20 protein-coding genes are annotated in these 19,380 nt (G+C 66.4%); 11 read left to right on the plus strand and 9 right to left on the minus strand.

Annotated features, from left to right (window positions below; all coding sequences use genetic code 11):
* Window positions 1-16 precede the first annotated feature (16 nt).
* Window positions 17-361 carry a hypothetical protein gene (locus PWS46_RS03460; protein WP_434618083.1) on the minus strand — a complete coding sequence of 115 codons (345 nt, stop codon included), beginning with the start codon at window positions 359-361 and terminating at the stop codon, window positions 17-19.
* A gap of 205 nt (window positions 362-566) precedes the next feature.
* Between PWS46_RS03460 and PWS46_RS03465 the strand changes: the two genes are divergently transcribed.
* Together PWS46_RS03465 and PWS46_RS03470 are read left to right on the plus strand one after the other, a co-directional pair.
* Window positions 567-1,970 carry an FAD-linked oxidase C-terminal domain-containing protein gene (locus PWS46_RS03465; protein WP_434618086.1) on the plus strand — a complete coding sequence of 468 codons (1,404 nt, stop codon included), beginning with the start codon at window positions 567-569 and terminating at the stop codon, window positions 1,968-1,970.
* A gap of 155 nt (window positions 1,971-2,125) precedes the next feature.
* Entirely contained in the window at window positions 2,126-2,398 is a 273-nt protein-coding gene (locus PWS46_RS03470) for a hypothetical protein (RefSeq protein ID WP_434618089.1), read from the plus strand.
* A gap of 145 nt (window positions 2,399-2,543) precedes the next feature.
* On the opposite strand, the gene PWS46_RS03475 is transcribed toward PWS46_RS03470, so the two are convergent.
* Both PWS46_RS03475 and PWS46_RS03480 read right to left on the minus strand, forming a co-directional pair.
* On the minus strand, window positions 2,544-2,834 hold the full coding sequence (locus PWS46_RS03475; protein ID WP_434618092.1) for a hypothetical protein: 291 nt from the start codon (window positions 2,832-2,834) through the stop codon (window positions 2,544-2,546).
* A gap of 90 nt (window positions 2,835-2,924) precedes the next feature.
* Complete coding sequence (locus tag PWS46_RS03480) at window positions 2,925-3,404, minus strand: YaiI/YqxD family protein (protein WP_434618095.1); 480 nt, start codon at window positions 3,402-3,404, stop codon at window positions 2,925-2,927.
* A gap of 162 nt (window positions 3,405-3,566) precedes the next feature.
* Between PWS46_RS03480 and ettA the strand changes: the two genes are divergently transcribed.
* Window positions 3,567-5,243, plus strand: a complete 1,677-nt coding sequence (gene ettA, locus PWS46_RS03485) for an energy-dependent translational throttle protein EttA (protein ID WP_434618098.1) — start codon at window positions 3,567-3,569, stop codon at window positions 5,241-5,243.
* A gap of 93 nt (window positions 5,244-5,336) precedes the next feature.
* Here the strand turns inward: ettA and PWS46_RS03490 are convergent, their stop codons facing one another.
* From PWS46_RS03490 to PWS46_RS03505, 4 genes are all read right to left on the minus strand, one after another.
* Window positions 5,337-6,497, minus strand: coding sequence for a YsnF/AvaK domain-containing protein (locus tag PWS46_RS03490; protein ID WP_434618101.1), 1,161 nt, complete (start codon window positions 6,495-6,497; stop codon window positions 5,337-5,339).
* A gap of 5 nt (window positions 6,498-6,502) precedes the next feature.
* On the minus strand, window positions 6,503-6,943 hold the full coding sequence (locus PWS46_RS03495) for a YsnF/AvaK domain-containing protein (RefSeq protein WP_434618104.1): 441 nt from the start codon (window positions 6,941-6,943) through the stop codon (window positions 6,503-6,505).
* 19 nt (window positions 6,944-6,962) lie between these two features.
* Entirely contained in the window at window positions 6,963-7,100 is a 138-nt protein-coding gene (locus tag PWS46_RS03500; RefSeq protein WP_434618107.1) for a hypothetical protein, read from the minus strand.
* A 159-nt stretch (window positions 7,101-7,259) separates the two neighbouring features.
* Entirely contained in the window at window positions 7,260-8,756 is a 1,497-nt protein-coding gene (locus tag PWS46_RS03505; protein WP_434618110.1) for a pentapeptide repeat-containing protein, read from the minus strand.
* Between the two features lie 162 nt (window positions 8,757-8,918).
* Between PWS46_RS03505 and PWS46_RS03510 the strand changes: the two genes are divergently transcribed.
* A complete protein-coding gene (locus PWS46_RS03510) occupies window positions 8,919-10,190 on the plus strand; it encodes an MFS transporter (protein ID WP_434618113.1) in 1,272 nt (423 codons plus the stop codon).
* Between the two features lie 62 nt (window positions 10,191-10,252).
* Here the strand turns inward: PWS46_RS03510 and PWS46_RS03515 are convergent, their stop codons facing one another.
* Both PWS46_RS03515 and PWS46_RS03520 read right to left on the minus strand, forming a co-directional pair.
* Window positions 10,253-10,885 (minus strand): MlaC/ttg2D family ABC transporter substrate-binding protein, encoded by a 633-nt coding sequence (locus tag PWS46_RS03515; protein ID WP_434618116.1) that lies wholly within the window; start codon window positions 10,883-10,885, stop codon window positions 10,253-10,255.
* A gap of 197 nt (window positions 10,886-11,082) precedes the next feature.
* A complete protein-coding gene (locus PWS46_RS03520; RefSeq protein WP_434618118.1) occupies window positions 11,083-11,871 on the minus strand; it encodes an MlaA family lipoprotein in 789 nt (262 codons plus the stop codon).
* 456 nt (window positions 11,872-12,327) lie between these two features.
* Here PWS46_RS03520 and PWS46_RS03525 point away from each other — a divergent pair, with 456 nt between their 5' ends.
* The 7 genes from PWS46_RS03525 to PWS46_RS03555 all read left to right on the plus strand — a co-directional run bounded on the left by PWS46_RS03525 (window position 12,328) and on the right by PWS46_RS03555 (window position 19,356).
* A complete protein-coding gene (locus PWS46_RS03525; RefSeq protein ID WP_434618121.1) occupies window positions 12,328-13,314 on the plus strand; it encodes an ArsR/SmtB family transcription factor in 987 nt (328 codons plus the stop codon).
* A complete protein-coding gene (gene metF, locus PWS46_RS03530) occupies window positions 13,311-14,216 on the plus strand; it encodes a methylenetetrahydrofolate reductase (RefSeq protein WP_434618124.1) in 906 nt (301 codons plus the stop codon). The genes PWS46_RS03525 and metF overlap by 4 nt, the downstream gene beginning before the upstream one ends.
* Before the next feature lie 60 nt (window positions 14,217-14,276).
* Window positions 14,277-14,750, plus strand: a complete 474-nt coding sequence (locus tag PWS46_RS03535) for a DUF29 domain-containing protein (RefSeq protein ID WP_434618127.1) — start codon at window positions 14,277-14,279, stop codon at window positions 14,748-14,750.
* Between the two features lie 4 nt (window positions 14,751-14,754).
* Window positions 14,755-15,228, plus strand: a complete 474-nt coding sequence (locus PWS46_RS03540) for a DUF29 domain-containing protein (RefSeq protein ID WP_434618130.1) — start codon at window positions 14,755-14,757, stop codon at window positions 15,226-15,228.
* Window positions 15,229-15,280: 52 nt separating this feature from the next.
* Entirely contained in the window at window positions 15,281-18,772 is a 3,492-nt protein-coding gene (gene metH, locus PWS46_RS03545) for a methionine synthase (protein ID WP_434618133.1), read from the plus strand.
* Window positions 18,773-18,845: 73 nt separating this feature from the next.
* Window positions 18,846-19,172 carry a nucleotidyltransferase domain-containing protein gene (locus PWS46_RS03550; RefSeq protein WP_434618136.1) on the plus strand — a complete coding sequence of 109 codons (327 nt, stop codon included), beginning with the start codon at window positions 18,846-18,848 and terminating at the stop codon, window positions 19,170-19,172.
* Window positions 19,162-19,356 carry a HEPN domain-containing protein gene (locus tag PWS46_RS03555; protein WP_434618139.1) on the plus strand — a complete coding sequence of 65 codons (195 nt, stop codon included), beginning with the start codon at window positions 19,162-19,164 and terminating at the stop codon, window positions 19,354-19,356. The genes PWS46_RS03550 and PWS46_RS03555 overlap by 11 nt, the downstream gene beginning before the upstream one ends.
* The last annotated feature ends 24 nt before the right edge of the window (window positions 19,357-19,380 follow it).

Here is a 19,380-nt window from a genome sequence, read left to right on the forward strand (position 1 = left end):
TGCAACAGGTGTGGCGTCACTCTGCGGCAGGCGGTACCGCGGCGATGCGGGTGGGGATCATGGCGTTGATGGTCTGGCGCTGTTCGTCCAGGCGGGCGCTGACAACCTTCAGTTCGGTGCGCAGTTCGACGTGCCTTTCCTTCTGAACCTCCTGGAAAGTCTGCATCTCGCTCTTGAACGCAGACATCTCGCTCTTGAACGCAGACATCTCGCTCTTGAACGTAGTCATCTCGTCCTTGAAATCGTGCAGGTCACGCTCCAAGCGGTCCAGCCGTTCGGTGTTGGCATCCAACTTGACGCTGAAATGCCGACCCATGTCGGCGATTGCGTCCAACACATCGGTGAGCGTCGGTTCGGCCATCTGCCACTCTCCATTCGATTGAGTGATGATGGAACCCACTCGCGCGCGAGTCAATGGCTGCCCACCCATGTATGTGCTCCTCGCGCCCCGGCATTCCACCCCTGCGCAGCGCCCGTCTTGCCAATCACTCACCCGCCGCTTTAGCCTCGCTTGGTCATACCAATGAACCACCCTAATGAATCTTGGAGCGGGGAGGACAACACCCATGACCGTCATCGCCACCACCCAGCCGCGCGCGGCCCTGACCGAGGAGGCTCGGGCCGAGCTGACGGCTCTGCTGGGCGACCGGTTCACCACCTCCCTGCCGGTGCGCGAGCATCACGGCAAGGACGAGTCCTATCACACGCCCTGTCCGCCGGACGGCGTCGCCTTCGCCAACTCGACCGAAGAGGTCAGCGCGATCGTGAAGATCTGCGCGAAGCACAAGCTGCCGATCATTCCCTTCGGCACCGGCACCTCGCTGGAGGGCGGCATCGCCGCGCTGGCTGGCGGCATCACCATCGACCTGTCGGGCATGCAGCAGATCCTGCGCGTCAGCGCTGAGGATCTGGATGTCACCGTCCAGGCCGGCGTGACCCGCAAGCAGTTGAACGAGCATCTGCGCGACACCGGCCTGTTCTTCCCCATCGATCCCGGCGCCAACGCCTCGTTGGGCGGCATGTCGGCCACGCGGGCCAGCGGCACCAACGCCGTGCGTTACGGCACGATGCGCGAGAATGTGCTGGGCCTGACCGTGGTTCTGGCCGACGGCCGCGTCATCAAGACTGGCGGTCGGGCGCGCAAGTCGGCGGCCGGTTACGACCTGACCCGGCTGTTCGTGGGGTCCGAAGGCACACTCGGCATCATCACCGAGGTGACGCTGAAGCTCTACGGCATCCCGGAAGCCATCTCTTCGGCCGTCTGCGCCTTCCAGTCGATCAAGGGCGCCGTCGACACCGTGATCCAGACCATCCAGGTCGGCGTTCCGGTCGCCCGCATCGAACTGCTGGACGAGGTGCAGATCGACGCCGTCAACAAATACTCCAAGCTCGACTACGCGGTCGCCCCGACCCTGTTCTTCGAATTCCACGGCACCGAGGCCGGCGTGAAGGAGCAGGCGGAGATGGTGGCCGCCATCGCTGCCGAGCATGGCGGCATGGAGTTCGCCTGGGCCACCCGGCCGGAGGACCGCTCGAAGCTGTGGCAGGCCCGGCACGACGCCTATTACGCCGCGCTCGCCCTGCGTCCGGGGTCGAAGGGCTGGCCGACCGACGTCTGCGTGCCGATTTCCCGCCTTGCCGACTGCATCCTGGAGACCAAGCAGGACCTGGCCGAGTCCAACATGCTGGCCCCGATGGTCGGCCATGTCGGTGACGGCAACTTCCACCTCGTCTATGTCCTCGACCCGGAGAACCCGGCCGAGCTGGCCGAGGCCCAGCGCCTCGCCGACAAGATGGTGACCCGCGCCCTGGAGATGGGCGGCACCTGCACCGGCGAGCACGGCATCGGCTATGGCAAGATGGCGTTCCTCGAACAGGAAGCCGGCGAAGCGTTCAACGTCATGGGCGATCTGAAGCGCGCCTTCGATCCGGACAACCTGCTGAATCCGGGCAAGGTGGTGCGGGTCTAATCACAAGCAAGTCTTCGAGCGCTTATGAATTACGCCTTACTTCTTAAGGCGTAGTCTTTTCTTGTAGGGCTCTGATTATCGCTCCTACCATTGGACCTGCCGACTGTCGGCGCGGCGCGACCATTCCGTCGCGCCGCCCAATGTGGAGCCCGGTCATGAAGTCTGCCTTTCTTGCTCTTTCGTTTGGTGTCCTGGCATTCGGTGCGCTGTCGGCGGGCTCCTCCGCCGTGGCGGACGACAACGCCAAGTGGGTGGCCCAGTGCATGAAGGACAACGCCGACGCCAAGGTGTCGGAGGCGGTGGTGAAGAAGTATTGCGTCTGCATGAACGACAAAATGGACGACAACGAGACCCGGACCATCACCCAGTGGGAGAAGGCCAATCCCCAGGCCCGCAAGGCCTGCGAGAAGGCCGCCGGCTGGGAGTGATTCTTTCCCCACAGTCTATCGAGGTCGTTCGGACAGAAAAATGGCCCGCTTCAGAGCTGAGGCGGGCCAATTCTTTTCCAATGTGGAATGAAGCCGTCGCGATCGATCACTTCTCTGAGATGAACACTATGGTTTATGCACTCAATCAAAGGCATTCCGCGACAGCGGCATAGGTATATCCGTTGTTGATCGGTCCCGTATATTTTTCCATTTTCAGCGAATGAATTTTGATCGCCGAACTGCAGGCCTGGACGAATATTCCTTCAATTTCTTGGCGTGCCTTTGCTTCGTCCGGTGTGAACTGAATGATGCCTCTCATCCCAAACCCAGGCTTGTTGTTGGGAAGCATTGTCGGGATGGGCTGGTTCGATACCTGATCCACCGCGCAAGCCGAGAGGGAAATCGCGGCGAGGATCATGATGCTGACTGCGCGCATGAGCGACGTCCTGACAATTTAAAATAGTCACTAAAACTCCACAGGGTATCGTGGGCTGTCAAGTGCCGTGGAGCCCCTTTCCACTGTACCTCACCGGAACTTCGGCCGCCGTCCCGCCTTCAGCGCCTGCACCGCCTGATCCAGCGTCTGCAGGAACTGCGACTTGTCGCGCTGGCTCATCGGGGCGTTGCCGCCGCCGACCACGCCCATGTCGCGCAGATCCTGCATCAGCGCGCGGGTAGCGAGCGCCGAGCCGACGCTGTCCGGCGTGAAGGGGCGTCCGGTCGGGCCGATCACCACCGCGTTGCGCTTCACGCAGCGGTCGGCCAACTGGATGTCCGCCGTCACCACGATGTCGGTGGGGCCTGCATGCTCGGCGATCCAGTTGTCGGCGGCGTCGAAGCCGTCACTGACCACCACCAGCTCCGCCATGCATTCCGTCGGCAGGCGCAAGGGTGCGTTGGCGACGATCCACACCTTGCAGCCGGTGCGGCCGGCGACCTTGTAAATCTCGGCCTTGACCGGGCAGGCGTCGGCATCGACGTAGATTTCGACTTTGGAACTGACCAATCCTCTTCCTCCTGTTGCCGGCCGATCCGGGCCGATCGGTTCAACAAGGTTTCATGCAGGGCCCTTATGCGCTAAAACCGGTCCCTAGCGACAGGGTGCCGTGGAACCGCAAGGCAGGGGCGGCGCCAATTCTCACATCTTTTCGGAAGGTCGGAGCGGCGCATGGCGTCCTACCAGTATGTCTATGTCATGAAGGGCCTGACCAAGGTCTATCCTGGCGGCAAGAAGGTTCTCGACAACGTCTGGCTCTCGTTCCTGCCGGGTGTGAAGATCGGTGTGCTCGGCGTCAACGGCGCCGGTAAGTCGACGCTGATGAAGATCATGGCCGGTCTGGACAAGGACTACTCCGGCGAGGCCTGGGCGGCAGAGGGCGCCAAGGTCGGCTACCTCTCGCAGGAGCCGCAGCTGGACCCGACCAAGAACGTCCAGGAAAACGTCATGGAGGCGCTGAAGGAGACGAAGGCGCTGCTCGACCGCTTCAACGAAGTGTCGAACATGATGGCCGACCCGGACGCCGATTTCGACGCGCTGCTGGCCGAACAGGGCGAGCTGCAGGAGAAGATCGACGCGGCCGACGCCTGGGACATCGACCGCACGGTCGAGATCGCCATGGACGCCCTGCGCTGCCCGCCCGGCGACGCCGACGTGACCAAGCTGTCGGGCGGTGAGCGCCGTCGCGTCGCGCTCTGCAAGCTGCTGCTGGAAAAGCCCGACCTGCTGCTGCTCGACGAGCCGACCAACCACCTCGACGCCGAATCGGTCGCCTGGCTGCAGAAGCACCTGGAGGACTACAAGGGCACCGTCGTGCTGGTCACCCACGACCGCTACTTCCTGGACAGCGTCACCGGCTGGATCCTCGAACTCGACCGCGGGTCGGGCATTCCGTGGGAAGGCAACTACTCCTCCTGGCTGGAGCAGAAGCAGAAGCGCCTGGAGCAGGAAGGCCGCCAGGAGGAAGCCCGGCAGAAGCAACTGGCGACCGAACTGGAGTGGATTCGCCAGAGCCCGCGCGCCCGTCAGGCCAAGAGCAAGGCGCGCATCACCGCCTACGAGACCTTGCTGGCCGAAAGCGCCAAGGAGCAGGGCGGCGAGACGCGGATCGTCATCCCGGTGCCGCCGCGCCTGGGCAACGTCGTCATCGAGGCGGAGAACATCGCCAAGGGCTTCGGCGACCGCCTGCTGATCGACGGCCTGTCCTTCCGCCTGCCGCCGGGCGGCATCGTCGGCGTCATCGGCCCGAACGGCGCCGGCAAGACCACGCTGTTCCGCATGATCACCGGGCAGGACGGGCCGGACGCCGGCACCTTCCGCGTCGGCGACACCGTGAAGCTCGGCTATGTCGACCAGAGCCGCGACAGCCTGGACGCCAAGAAGACGGTGTGGGAGGAAATCTCCGACGGGCTGGACTTGGTGGAGCTCGGCAAGAAGACCATGCCCAGCCGCGCCTATGTCTCCAGCTTCAACTTCCGCGGTCCCGACCAGCAGAAGAAGGTCGGCCAGTTGTCGGGCGGTGAGCGCAACCGCGTCCACCTCGCCAAGATGCTGAAGTCCGGCGCCAACGTCCTGCTGCTCGACGAACCGACCAACGATCTGGACGTCGATACGCTGCGGGCGCTGGAAGACGCGCTGCAGGCTTTCGCCGGCTGCGCCGTGGTCATCAGCCACGATCGCTGGTTCCTCGACCGCATCGCCACCCACATCCTGGCCTTCGAGGGCGACAGCCACGTCGAATGGTTCGAAGGCAACTTCCAGGATTACGAGGCCGACAAGAAGCGCCGCCTGGGCGCCGATGCCGACCAGCCGCACCGCATCAAGTACAAGCCGCTGGTCCGCAGCTGATTGCTGCTGCTGAACCTATAGGCTGAACGGAAAAGGCCGCCCCTTCCGGCTGGAAGGGGCGGCTTTTTCCATGACCGTGTGCGGCCAAGCCCGTCAGCGGGTCACGTCGTCCGGCCGGTCGGTGCGGCGGTCGCGGTGGTTCTCGTCCCGCGTGTCCTCGATTTCCACCTCGGTGCGGCGGACGGTGTCGCGGACGCTCTGGGCGCGCTCCTCGACATCCTTGCGGACCACCACCGTCTCGCGGACATGGGCGGTCTTGCTGACCACCGCTTCCTCGTCTGTCTCCGTCACCTCGATGGTACGCTCGCGGAAGGCGTCGGCGGGAACGTCGGCGCTGCCCTCCACCATGCCGCCGGGGCGGCGTTCGACGGTGACCGTCTCGTCGCGCAGGCGCACCTGCTCCTCGACCGGCGTCTCGACGACATAGCTGCGGACGCGGATGCCGCCGCGCTCGACGGTGCGCTTGCCGATGTTGACCTGTTCCTCGACGACCGGGATCTGCTCCTCGCGCTCCGACGTGCCGCTGCGAGTGCTTTCGGTGTTCACGTCGCGCATGGCCGCAGCGGCGCCGGTCAGGCCGGTCCCGGCCGTGGTCCCGGTGGTATCCTCGGCGGTGGTGCGGCCCGGCGTGTAGCGCAGCCGTTCCTCTTCCGCCGAGCGGTCGTCATAGTAATCGGCGGTCTCGTCATAGCCGGTCCAGCCGGATTCGCGATAGGCGCTGCCGCGTTCCTCGACATCCACCACGTTGCCGCGCTCCAGCACCTCCATGGCGCGGTCGACATCATCCTCGTCCAGTCGGACCTTCAGCAGCGAGCCGCCGCGGCGGACGCCTTCGGCATAGACCTGCGCATCCTGATTGGGGACGCCCCAGCCTGCGAGACGGGTCAGCATGCCGCCGGAATTCGTGCCGGTCGCGGTGCCGGTCGATCCCACGGCGCCAGTACCGGTTCCCATTGCGCTTTCGGCGCCCAGCCCCATGCCGACGGGCGGCACCGTGTTGGGCGAGGCGACATAGCCGGTGGACAGGTCGGTACGGGCCATGCCGCTCGCCGCACCCAGAGAGGCGTCGCCGGTGGTGGTGCCCATGCCGGTTCCGGTCTCCGACATGCCGCTGCCGCTCCAGCCGCCGCCGGTCAGGTCGCCGTGCGACAGGATTTCAATAGCGCTGGACTCGAATCCGGCGGCCTGCAGGTCGCGAGAAGCGGTTTCCGCGTCGGATCGGTGGTCGTAGAGGGCGACGATGGTCTTGGTCATCGGCTTTACTCCTCGGACGGGGTCTGATTGGGGGATCGGACGGGTGCGGTCGGGGCTGTGACCCGCTCCACCACCGCTTCTTCGGAACGCAGGGTTATGGGCTGCTCGATCTCGACGGTGCGGCGTGATTTGCGGATGTGCAGTTCTTCGCGGAGGATCAGGCGGCGCTCCACCACCAGCACTTCCTCGACCAGCGGGATCACCGTCACGTCGCCGTCCTGGCGGATGCCGGGATGGGCGTCGATTTCGCGATCTATGGGCACGCGGGTGACGGTGGCCTCTTCATGCTCCAGCGCTTCGCGGACCATCTCTTCGCGTTCGGACACGCGTGTGGTGACGCGGACGCGGCTTCGTTCGACACGCTGCTTGCCGACGGTTACCGACTCGTCGTGCAGGGGAATGACCGCATCGCTGTCGTCCGGGTGCGGTCGGCTGTCGGCCGTCATGGCGGCTATGGGCGGTGGATCAGCGGAACAGGAGATAGAGGACGACCGCGACCACGATCAGGCCGATGATGATCCACATCCAGTTCATGCCGGAGCTGCCGGCTCCGGTCACGGTGTCATACACACCAATTTTCCTGGGTTTCTGTTCGTCTGCCATGGGGAGCTTCCTCTCGGCTGTGGACCGGCGGGCTGTTGCCCCCATCCGGCGTGCTCCCATCAAACAGGGGGTCACCCCAATCGTTCCCCCTGATCGTTTCGCAGGCTCAACGATCCTTTGAATTCAAAAGGTCAAGGCAAAGCTGTGGCTCTGCCGGCCTCAGCCTGCCAACTTCTGGTGTTCCAGGAAGGCAGTCTTCAGCAGCGCCTTCAGGTCATCGCCATATTGGTGGAAGCGGACGGACAGCTGGCCGCGCTCCTCGTCGCGATGCAGGACGACCAGATTGGCGACGGCGGCCACCTCCTGCCGGTCGGCCAGGACGACGCGGGCCTGGAAGGTCTGGCCGCGCTGGTAGGGCTGGTTGACCGCCAGCAGGCACAAGCCCCCCACCGACCAGTTGCGGGCGGGGAAGCTGCCATGGTCGGTGTGGACGACCATGCCGGGCCGGACGAAACGCTTCTGCCGCCGCCGCTCCTCCGGTGGGGGAGGGGGGAAGGGGCTGGACGCGCCGGCGATGTCGATTCCTGACCGGTCGGTCAGCGCCTTGGTGAACACCGCACCGCGCACGATCGCCGGTCCCATGGTGGAATCGCGCAGGTCGGCGTCGGAGAAGTCGGCGCCTTCGAAATTGGCCGGCCAGTCGCGGCCGCCGGCCAGCGGCACCGGGCGGGCGTCCACCCCGGTCATCAGCGTGTGCGCCAGATAGGCGCGGCGCAGGGTGGCTCCGCGCAGCACGGCGTCGCGCAGGTCGGCCTCGTCCAGGTCGATGTAGGACAGCTCCGCCATCTCCAGGCTGGCCTTGGTCAGGCGGGCGCCCGGTAGGCGGCAGCGGCGCAGCCGGGCCGCCGCCAGCGTCCGTCCATGCAGGTCCGCCCCTGCCACCGACACGAGGTCGAGGTCGAGCCGCGCCCCCTCCGAACCGCCGCTGTCGACCCAGCGCTCGTGCCGCTCCACCAGTTCCAAAAACTCGGCGACCGGCATCGCGGTGTAGCTGGGCCGGACGATGGCGTCGGGGGGCAGGGCGAAGGGGATGAAGGTGCGGGTCAGGGTGGCGTGGTCCATCACCGTGTTGCCGAACACGGCCCCGTCCAGGTTGGCGCCGCAGAAATCGGTGCCCATCAGCACGGCCGAAGTCAGCTCCGCCCCGGTCAGGTCGGCATCGTTCAGGTCGGCGCCGGTCAGGTCGCAGCCGGAGAAATTGGCGCCGGCCAGGATCGACCGCTCCATCTTCGCCTCGGTCAGCCGCGTGGTGCCGGTGCCGCGGGCGGTCGGGTTGCCGTCCGTCCCGCCGCTGTCCACCAGTTCGCCGGCGCGGAAATCGGCGCCACGCAGGTTGGCGTCGGTCAGCAGCGCGCGATGCAGGTTGGCGCCGCGCAGATCGGCGCCGGTGACGATGGCGCCGGTCAGGTTCACCGCCTCCATGTCGGCGCCGAACAGGTCGGCTTGCGACAGGTCGGCCTTCACCATCCGGGTGTTGCTGAGATTGGCCCCGGCCAGCTTGGCGCCGGCCAGCGACACGCGCTCCAGGTTCAGCCGCGACAGGTCGCGGAAGCTGAGGTCGGCGCGCCGGCCGCTGGACGGGCGCTTCAGCCACGCCTGATGCGCCTGGATGATCGTCCGGAGTTCGTCGATCTCTTTCGGATCGCGTTCGGCCATGGCGACGGGTTCCCGGGTCCAACCTTATGACGAAAGACAGCTATATCGCCGCAACGATAGCCCGTTCGGGCAGGCGCGTCACGGGTTCTGAATGCGCCGGACCAAATCGCTCCATCGGACGTTCTTTTGCCGCAGCTCCATCCGGGGCGGAATCGCTGCAGGATGACCGACGTGGCCGGACCGAACCGTTCTCTCGATCTGCTGAACTTCTTCCTCGCCGACGTGCGCGACGGGCTCGGCCCCTATCTGGCAATCTATCTGTTGACGGTCCAGCATTGGAACGAGGCGGACATCGGGCTTGTGATGACGCTTGCCGGGCTGGCGGGGATCGCCGCACAGGTGCCCGCCGGGGCGCTGGTGGACGGCACCCGCTTCAAGCGCGCCGTCATCGTTGTCGCGGCGCTCCTGGTGACGGTGGGGTCGCTGACGCTGCCTTGGCTGAACGGCTTCGCCGTGGTCGCCGTGCTGCAATCGGCGGTGGGCGCCGCCGGAGCGGTCTTCCCCCCGGCCATCGCGGCGATCACGCTGGGTCTGCTGGGGCCGCGCGCCTTCGTCCGCCGGATTGGCCGCAACGAGTCCTTCAATCATGCCGGAAATGCGGTGGCGGCGTTGCTCGCGGGGCTGGCGGCCTACGCCTTCGGACCCGTGGCGGTCTTCTGGCTGATGACCGGGATGGCCCTGTGCAGCATCGCCGCGACCGCCGGGATCCCCGCCGATGCCATCGACCACGCGGTCGCCCGAGGGCTGCATGCCTCCAGCCGTGCTGACGACCGCAAGGCCCCGTCCGGTTTGCGGGTCATCTTGAGTTGCCGTCCGCTGCTGATCTTTGGCGGATGCGCCGCCCTCTTCCATTTCGCCAATGCGGCGATGCTTCCGCTGGTCGGCCAGAAGCTGGCGATGAAGGATCCGGCGCTGGGCACCAGCCTGATGTCGTTCTGCATCGTCGCGGCACAGCTGGTCATGGTGCCGATGGCGATGCTGGTCGGGGCCAAGGCCGACCGCTGGGGGCGCAAGCCCCTGCTCCTGGCCGCTTTCCTGGTCCTGCCTTTGCGCGGTGTCCTTTACACTCTGTCGGACAGCTCCGCCTGGCTCGTCGGCGTCCAACTGCTGGACGGGGTGGGAGCCGGGCTGTTCGGCGCCCTGTTCCCGTTGGTCGTCGCCGACCTGACCGAAGGAACCGGACGCTTCAATGTCAGCCAAGGAGCCATCGCCACGCTCCAGGGCATCGGCGCCTCGCTCAGCACCGCCGCCGCCGGACAGATGGTGGTGCGGGAAGGGTACAGTGCCGCATTTCTGATGCTGGCCGGGGCGGCGGGCGTGGCCCTGCTGCTTGCGGCGCTGCTCCTGCCCGAAACCCGCGGTGTCGCCGCGCAAGCAGCCGATGAGGATGGCGTGGCGCCGGCCGGCGCCGCGAAGGCGGCATCCGAGGCCTGAAACACGCAAGCCCGGCTCCATGGGAGAGCCGGGCTTGCGGTAAAGGAACCTGGTGGGAACGGTCAGCCGGCGCGGCTGCCGACCTTCTGGCGCAGCGCCTGGATCAGGCCGTCGACACGGCCGCCATTCTGTTCGATGACGGAGGCGAACTCCTGCCGCTGGGTCACGCCCATGCTGACATTCTCCACCACCACGTCGATGATCTTGTAGTCGCCGCCGACCTTGCGGACACGCCAGCTGACATTCACCGGCGGGCCGTTGGGGCGGACGATCTGCGTCGTCACCATGCTGTCCGATTCACCGGCCGGGGCGACGCCGGTGATCTTGAAGGTCTCGCCGGAGTACTCGACGAAACGCTCGGCATAGGTGTTGACGATCAGCTGTTCGAACAGCTTCTGGTACTCGGCCCGTTGCGCCTCGTTGGCGCTGTTCCAGTAGCGGCCCAGCACCCAGCGCCCGATGTACGGCACATCGAAGCCGGCGTACAGCAGCTTGCGGAAGCGCTGGATCGCCTGATCGCGCGACAGGCTCTTGTCCGAGAAGGTTGCGATGGCGTCGTTCCCCAGTTTCTGGATGAACGACGCGGCCCCCTGGTCCGCGCTCTGCGCGGCGGCGGGGGAGATGAGAGAGTGCCCGGCCCAACCGCTCACCGCGAGCAGGGCAGCGGACGCGACAAACTGGCGGCGTGTCAGCATGATAGGGCGAAAAGTGGCTGTTGCGGCTGCTTTGTCAACGGTCATCTGGCCTTTGGGCGACATCTGGACGCTTTTGGGCCAGTGCCGGCCGGCCTGCCCCGGCCGGAGCGGGAACCACGCCTGCCGGATCGCCGCTCCCGACCCGAAAGGGCAGGGCACGGCGGACCCGGCGCGGCCGAAGCCTCGGGGTCTCAGCCTCAGGGCTTCGGCTGCTGGGTGGAGAAGTCCGGGAATTCCGGCGTGGCCGGCGCCTTGTTGTTGTTGATCGCCGCGCGGCGCTGCTGCTGGTACAGGCTGCGCACGGTGGCGTAGAAGTCCAGCGAGTTGCGGCGCAGGTCGTCGACCTCCTTCAGCACCTCCGACCGGCGGTCGATGGCGCTGACGATGCCGCGGGTCATGTAGGCGCCCTTGTGATCGGTGCCGTAGGCCCAGATGCGGACCGGATCGCCGACGGTATCGACGGCATAGCCGGCGGTGTCGCGCAGGTTCGACGGGCCGAGCAGCGGCAGGACCAGATAGGGGCCGTCGCCGACGCCCCAGACCGCCAGGGTCTGGCCGAAATCCTCCGGCGCGTGCGGGATGCCGGCCTGGGTGGCGACGTCGGCGAGGCCGCCCACGCCCAGGATGGTGTTGGTCATGAAACGGCCGGTGGCGTTCGTCGCCCCCTCGACATTGCCCTGCAGCAGGTTGTTGGCGATGTAGAGCGGCGCCATCAGGTTGTCGATGAAGTTGTGGATCGCGTCGCGGACCGGGTCGGGCACGATGCCCACATAAACTTCGGCCGCCGGGCGGATCACCAGGACGTCGGCCGCCTCGTTGGCGGCGAAGACGAAGCGGTTGGGGATCTCCAGCGGATCGCTGACCCGGTAAGCCGCATCCGAAGCACCCGAGTCGCCCGGATTGGTCGCGCAGGCGGTTGCCGTCAGGGCGAAGGCCAGGACGGTGGCCGAACGGAGGAGGGAGCGGGAAAGGCTGGCCAGCTTCATGTGCGACGGCTCTTTATCTGTGGGCTCGACTCAGGTGCGGGGCGTCGCATGTCCTGTCCACAACCGAAGACTCCGATGGCCGAAGTCCTCAACCCTGGCAAGGTGGCTACGCGGTCGGGGGGAAGATTGGGCGAGATATCGCAGAATTTCCACCGTTTCCTGACCTAACACAGGCTCGGCCTTTTGACCAGCATGCGCGGGCCTGCCCTCCGGAACGGCGCGACGATTGTGGCGGCTTTGCCGCAGAACCCGCGGAACGCTTGCGCAGCGGCGGTTTGGACCGCTGAACTGCACGGTGAAAGCGGATCCGCGGGGGCCGTCCGCAGCCATTGCCGCCGGCCTCAGCGAAAAGCGGTTTACGACGCATAAAGATATCTTTATATCTGTATTCGGATCGACCGGGCATGGTGCATCGGCCGGCCACCACCCTTCCTGGCCCGAATCGGACGTGAGGCGATGGACGATCTGCTTGCGACGCTGAAGGCGGCGGCCGAAACCACCCGGCTCAGGCTGCTCGCGCTCTGCGCGCATGGCGAACTGACGGTGACGGAACTGACCCAGATCCTGGGCCAGAGCCAGCCGCGCGTCTCGCGCCATCTGAAGCTTCTGTGCGACGCCGGCCTGCTCGACCGTTTCCGCGAGGGCACCTTCGCCTTCTACCGCCTTGCCGAGAAGGGGCAGTCGGCCGAACTGGCGCGGGTTCTGGTCGCCGCCATCCCGGCGGACGACGCCACCCTGATCCTGGATCTGGAGCGGCTGGACGCCATCAAGCGTTCCCGCTCGGAGACCGCCGCCGCCTATTTCCGTGAGAATGCCGCGCGCTGGCACGAAATCCGCTCCCTTCACGTTGCGGAAGGCGAGGTCGAGGCCGCTCTGCTGCGCCTGTTCCCGGAAGAGGGGGTGGAGGAACTGCTGGATATCGGCACCGGCACCGGAAGAATGCTGGAGGTGCTGGCCGGGCGCGTCCACCGCGCGATCGGGGTAGACCAGTCGCGCGAGATGCTTGCCGTCGCCCGCAACCGGCTGGAGGAGGCGGGCCTGCGCCACTGCCATGTCCGGCAGGCCGACATGTATCAGCTACCGTTCCCCTCCGGCTCCTTCGACGCCGCGGTGATCCATCAGGTGCTGCACTACACCGAATCGCCGGCCGGCGTGCTGGCCGAGGCGGCGCGGGTGCTGCGCCCCGGCGGTCTGCTGCTGGTCGTCGATTTCGCCCCCCATCACCTGGAAGCCCTGCGCGAGGAGCATGCGCACCGCCGCCTGGGCTTCGCCGACGCCGAGGTCGCCGGCTGGTGCCGCCAGTCTGGCCTGGACTGCGGTCCGGTGGTGCATCTGCCGGGCGATCCGCTCACCGTTTCCATCTGGCCGGCCACCCGTATTGCGGCCGCCGCGCAAATTCCGTCCCCTAAGCTTGTCCATTCGCTCAGCGGAGTTCCGTCATGACCGCGCCCATCTCTTCGCTGCCCTCCATCAGCTTCGAATTCTTCCCGCCCAAGTCGGAGAAGATGGAGCAGAGCCTGTGGCAGTCGATTCGGCGGCTGGCCCCGCTGTCGCCCAGCTTCGTGTCGGTGACCTACGGCGCCGGCGGCTCGACCCGCGAGCGCACCCACGCCACCGTCTGCCGCATCCAGGCGGAGACCGGCATCCCGGCCGCCGCTCATTTCACCTGCGTCGGCGCCACCCGCGACGAGATCGACGCCATCGCCCGCACCTATTGGGATGCCGGCATCCGCCATCTGGTGGCTCTGCGCGGCGATCCGCCGGAGACCGCCGGGGGCATCGGCGGCCGGTACGAGCCGTTCCCCGGCGGCTATGCCTATGCCGCCGATCTGGTCGAGGGGATGAAGCGCATCGCCGACTTCGAGATCTCCGTCGCGGCCTATCCGGAATCCCATCCGGAGGCGCCGAGCGCCCAGTTCGACCTCGACAACCTGAAGCGCAAGGTCGATGCCGGCGCCACTCGGGCCATCACCCAGTTCTTCTTCGACAACGACGCCTATTTCCGCTTCCTCGACCGCTGCGCCGCGGCCGGCATCCATGTGCCGATCGTCCCCGGTATCCTGCCGATCACCAACTTCGCCCGTGCGGTCGAATTCGCCGGCAAGTGCAACGCCTCGATGCCGGCGAAGCTGGCCGAGACCTTCGAGGGCTTGGACGACGACCCGGAGACCCGCCAGCTCGTCGCCGCGACGGTGGCGGCGGAACAGTGCCAGGCGCTGCAGGCGCAGGGCGTGAACGACTTCCACTTCTACACCCTGAACCGCTCCGACCTGACCATCGCCATCTGCCGCATGCTGGGCGTGAAGGCGAAGGCTGCGCCGGCTGTTGTGCCGGTGGCGGGGTAGGGCGCCAAACGCCGCCCCGTGCTATGTTGGGGCGGCGGACTAGCTCGGGAGGGCGATGCCATGGACAGCCGGATCGGATACGACACGGACTTCTACGCCTGGACCCGGGAACAGGCGCGGTTGCTGCGCGAAGCGGCGACCGAACGCTCGAACTCGCCCATCGACTGGGAGCACATCGCCGAGGAACTCGACATCATGGGCGGTCAGGTCAAGGACGCAATCCGCAGCCATCTGGCCACGGTGATCGAGCATCTGCTGAAGCTGGAGCACTCGCCCGATCCCTACCCGCGCCGGAAGTGGCGGATCTCCGCAACCAAGGCCCGCCGCCATCTGCAGGACAAGCTGGAGGAACATCCGAGCCTGCAGCGCTGGCCCGCCGAGATCCTGGAGAAGGCGTGGCTGGACGGCCGCGACGACGCCTGCCAGGACGACAGCATCGCCATCGACGCGCTGCCAAAGGAATGCCCCTACGCCCTGGAGGACCTGCGAAATCCAGACTGGTGGCCGGTGAGCCGCCATGGGCTGGAGGGCTGACGCCATGGACAGCCGGATCGGATACGACACGGACTTCCTCGCCTGGACCGAGGAGCAGGCCCGTCTGCTCCGCGAGGCATCGCGCGAGCGCATCAACACGCCCATCGACTGGGAGAATGTCGCGGAGGAGATCGAGAGCATGGGCCGGTCGGAATTGCGCGCGGTCGAAAGCGCGCTGGTCCGTGTGATCGAACATCTGCTGAAACTGGAATTCTCCCCGGCAACCGATCCGCGCGATGGATGGAAAGCGTCGGTGATCGAGCATCGCGGTCGTATCAGGCGTGACCTCAAGGCGAGCCCGAGCTTGCGTGGCAAGATCGACCTGCCGGACATCTTCGAAACCGCTCAACCGGTAGCGGCTCACGGATTGGCGCGCGATGGTGAGGCCGCCGGACCGCTCCCGATCGATTGCCCATATTCCCTCGACCAACTTCTGGATTCAGGCTGGTGGCCCGCCAACCGCCACGGCCTCACCTGACCACACTGCTTTCTGCCCAGAACCCGCCAAATAACGGACAAGACGCATTCCCATGCCCCACATCCTCGACACCCTTCGTGACCGTGTTCTGCTTTGCGACGGCGGGTTCGGCAGCCGCATCCAGGCGCTCGACCTCGACGTCGAGAAGGATTACTGGGGACACGAGAACTGCACCGACATCCTGCCGCTGTCGCGCCCCGACATCGTCCGCGACATCCATCGCGGCTATTTCGAAGCCGGCGCCGACATGGTGGAGACCGACACCTTCGGCGCCTCACCGGTGACGCTGGGCGAGTTCGGCATCTCCGAGAAGGCCTTCGAGATCAACCAGCGCGCCGTCGAACTGGCGCGCGAGGCGGCCGAGAGCTTCAAGGACGGCCAGCCGCGCTTCGTCATCGGTTCCATCGGGCCAGGCACCAAGCTGCCCAGCCTGGGCCACATCGCCTACCAGCCGGCGGAGGACAGCTTCTATGTCCAGGCCGCCGGCCTGATCGCCGGCGGCGCCGACGCCATCCTGGTCGAGACCTGCCAGGATCCGCTGCAGATCAAGGCCGCCGTCAACGGCATCAAGCGCGCCCGTCTGGAAGCGAAGTCCGACACCCCCGTCTTCGTCCAGGTGACGGTCGAGACCACCGGCACGCTGCTGGTCGGCACCGACATCGCCGCCGCCGCCACCGTCATCCAGGCGCTCGACGTGCCGCTGATGGGGCTGAACTGCGCCACCGGCCCGCTGGAGATGAGCGAGCATGTGCGCTGGCTGTCGCAGAACTGGCCGGGCCTGATCTCGGTCCAGCCGAACGCCGGCCTGCCCGAACTGGTGGACGGCAAGACGCACTACCCGCTGCGCGCCGACGACTTCGCCCACTGGCTGGAGCGTTTCGTCACCGAGGACGGCGTGAACCTCGTCGGCGGCTGCTGCGGCACCAACGTCCCGCACATCGCGACGGCGAACCAGATGCTGCGCAAGCTGGCCCCGGCCGGCTCGCACCGGCCGAACCCGAAGGGCCGCACCGTCCATTGGGTGCCGGCGGTGGCCTCGCTCTACTCCCAGGTCACGCTGCGCCAGGAGAACGCCTTCTTCGCCATCGGCGAACGCTGCAACGCCAACGGCTCCAAGAAGTGGCGCGAGTTGCAGGAGAAGAACGACTGGGACGGCTGCGTCGAGATGGCGCGCGAGCAGGTGAAGGAGGGCAGCCACTCGCTGGACGTCTGCACCGCCTTCGTCGGCCGTGACGAGGTGGCGGAGATGAACGCGGTCATCTCCCGCTTCGCCGGCTCCGTCACCGCCCCGCTGGTGATCGATTCCACCGAGTACAAGGTGCTGGAACAGGCGCTGGCGCTCTATGGCGGCAAGGCGATCCTCAACTCCATCAATTTCGAGGATGGCGAGGAGCCGGCGCGCAAGCGGCTGGAACTGGCCAAGAAGTTCGGCGCCGCCGTCATCGCGCTGACCATCGACGAAGAGGGCATGGCGAAGACGCCCGACCGCAAGCTGGCCATCGCCAAGCGGCTCTACGATCTGGCGGTGAACGAGTACGGCCTCGCCCCGTCCGACCTGCTGTTCGACCCGCTGACCTTCACCATCGCCACCGGCAACGAGGACGACCGCAAGCTCGCCATCTGGACGCTGGAGGGCATCGAGGCGATCGCCCGCGAGATGCCCGGCTGCCAGATCATCCTCGGCCTGTCCAACGTCTCCTTCGGCCTGAACGCGGCGGCGCGCCATGTGCTGAACTCGGTCTTCCTCGACCATGCGGTGAAGAAGGGGATGACGGGCGCCATCGTCCATGTCTCCAAGATCCTGCCGCTGCACCAGATCCCCGAGAAGGAGGTCAAGACCGCCGAGGACCTGATCTTCGACCGCCGCGCGGAAGGTTACGACCCGCTCCAGGCCTTCATCGCCCTGTTTGAAGGCCGCAAGGCGGCGGACGCCAAGAAGAAGGCCCGGGCCGAAACCGTCGAGGAACGCTTGAAGGAGCGCATCGTCGACGGCGACCGCACCGGCCTTGAGGACGACCTCGCCGAGGCGATGAAGACCCATCCGCCGCTGGAGATCATCAACACCTACCTGCTCGACGGCATGAAGGTGGTGGGCGAGCTGTTCGGCGCCGGAAAGATGCAGCTTCCTTTCGTGCTGCAGTCGGCCGAGACGATGAAGGCCGCCGTGGCGTGGCTGGAACCGCACATGGAGAAGGTGGAGGGCCAGCAGAAGGGCACGCTGGTGCTCGCCACCGTGAAGGGCGACGTCCACGACATCGGCAAGAACCTCGTCGACATCATCCTGACCAACAACGGCTACAAGGTCATCAACCTCGGCATCAAGCAGCCGGTGACCGCCATCATCCAGGCCGCCAAGGAGCACAAGGCCACCGCCATCGGCATGTCCGGCCTGCTGGTGAAGTCCACCGTGGTGATGCGCGAGAACCTGGAGGAGATGACGCGCGAGGGGCTGGAGGTGCCGGTCCTGCTCGGCGGCGCCGCGCTGACCCGCGCCTATGTCGAGGGCGACTGCGTCGCCTCCTACGGTTCCGGCCGCGTCGCCTATGCCGGCGACGCCTTCGACGGGCTGACCCTGATGGACAAGGTGGTGGAGGGCAGCTTCGACCAGCAGCTCGCCATCCAGCAGGCCAAGCGCGCCGGCAAGGCGACCAACCGCCGCCGCGTGCTGGGGCAGGCGACCAGCGCCGCCACCGGCCCGGTGGACAAGGACGCCGTCCGGGCCCGCCGCCACCGGCTGGCCGAAGGCGTGCCGGTGCCGACCCCGCCCTTCTGGGGGCCGAAGCTGATCGACCATGTGCCGCTGAAGACGCTGGTCACCTACCTGAACGAGCGCATGCTCTATCAGCTGCAATGGGGCTACCGGAAGGACGGCAAGTCCTTCGAGGAGTTCAAGGAGTGGGCGAAGAAGGAGCTGCGGCCGGTGCTCGACCGCATCCTCCAGATCGCGGCGAAGGAGGAAATCCTGCGTCCGACCGCCGTCTACGGCTATTGGAAGGCGGCTGCCGACGGCAACGACGTCATCCTGTTCGAGGAGGACGGCACCACCGAGGCCGCACGCTTCTCGCTGCCGCGTCAGGCCAAGGAGGATGGCGAGTGCATCGCCGACTTCCTGCGCGACGTGACCGATCCGGAACGTGACGTGATCGGCCTGCAGGTCGTCACCATGGGCCAGCATTGCGCCGAGGTGGCGCGCGGGTGGTTCGCCGAGAACCGCTATCAGGACTATCTCTACCTGCACGGCCTGTCGGTGGAGATGACGGAGGCGATGGCGGAATATGTCCACGCCCGCATCCGGGCGGAACTGGGCTATGGCGCCGAAGACAGCCGCGACAAGGAGAAGCTGTTGCAGCAGTCCTATCGCGGCAGCCGCTACAGCTTCGGCTATCCGGCCTGCCCGAACCTGAAGGACCAGGAACAGCTGCTGAAGCTGCTGGACGCCGGCCGCATCGGCATCGAGATGTCGGACGAGGACCAGTTGCATCCGGAGCAGAGCACCTCGGCCATCGTCCTGCACCACCCGCGGGCCAAGTACTTCTCGGTGTGATGCCCGCTGCTTGAGCGATGATCCTCCGCCGCCCGTTCCGTGTTAGGATCGGCGGCGGAGGATTTCCATGGGCATGGTCGACGCACGAAACGACGAAAAGCTGCAACGCCTGCTGGACCGCATCGTGCCGGCCCTGGAGCCGGAAGCCGTCTACCTGTTCGGCAGCCGGGCCCGTGGCGATTTCGATGAGGACAGCGACTACGACCTGCTGGTGATCGTGCCGGACGACGCGCCGAAGGAACGGCGGTCGATGGCCACCGCTTTCGAGGCCAGCCGGCAATCCCGGGTTCCGGCCGACATCATTCCCTGCTCCCGCACCGGATTCGAACGCTACAAGGACTCGGTGGGAACGCTCTATTACGAGGCGAACCACCACGGGGTGCAGGTCTATGGTCGATAGGGTGGTCGCCGCCTGGCTGGCGGTGGTGGACGAGGACATCCGCGCGATCCGCGCCTGCCTCGTCGGCTCGGCGGTCAAGTCGGCGGCCTACCATTGCCAACAGGCGGCGGAGAAGCTGGTCAAGGCGGTTCTGGTCTCGAATGGGCGACATCCGCCCCAAATGATTGGTAATTATCTTGAATAATATCATATATCAATTCGGGGGATA

It is taken from the genome of Azospirillum sp. B2RO_4 (assembly GCF_051124815.1).
GTDB lineage: Bacteria > Pseudomonadota > Alphaproteobacteria > Azospirillales > Azospirillaceae > Azospirillum.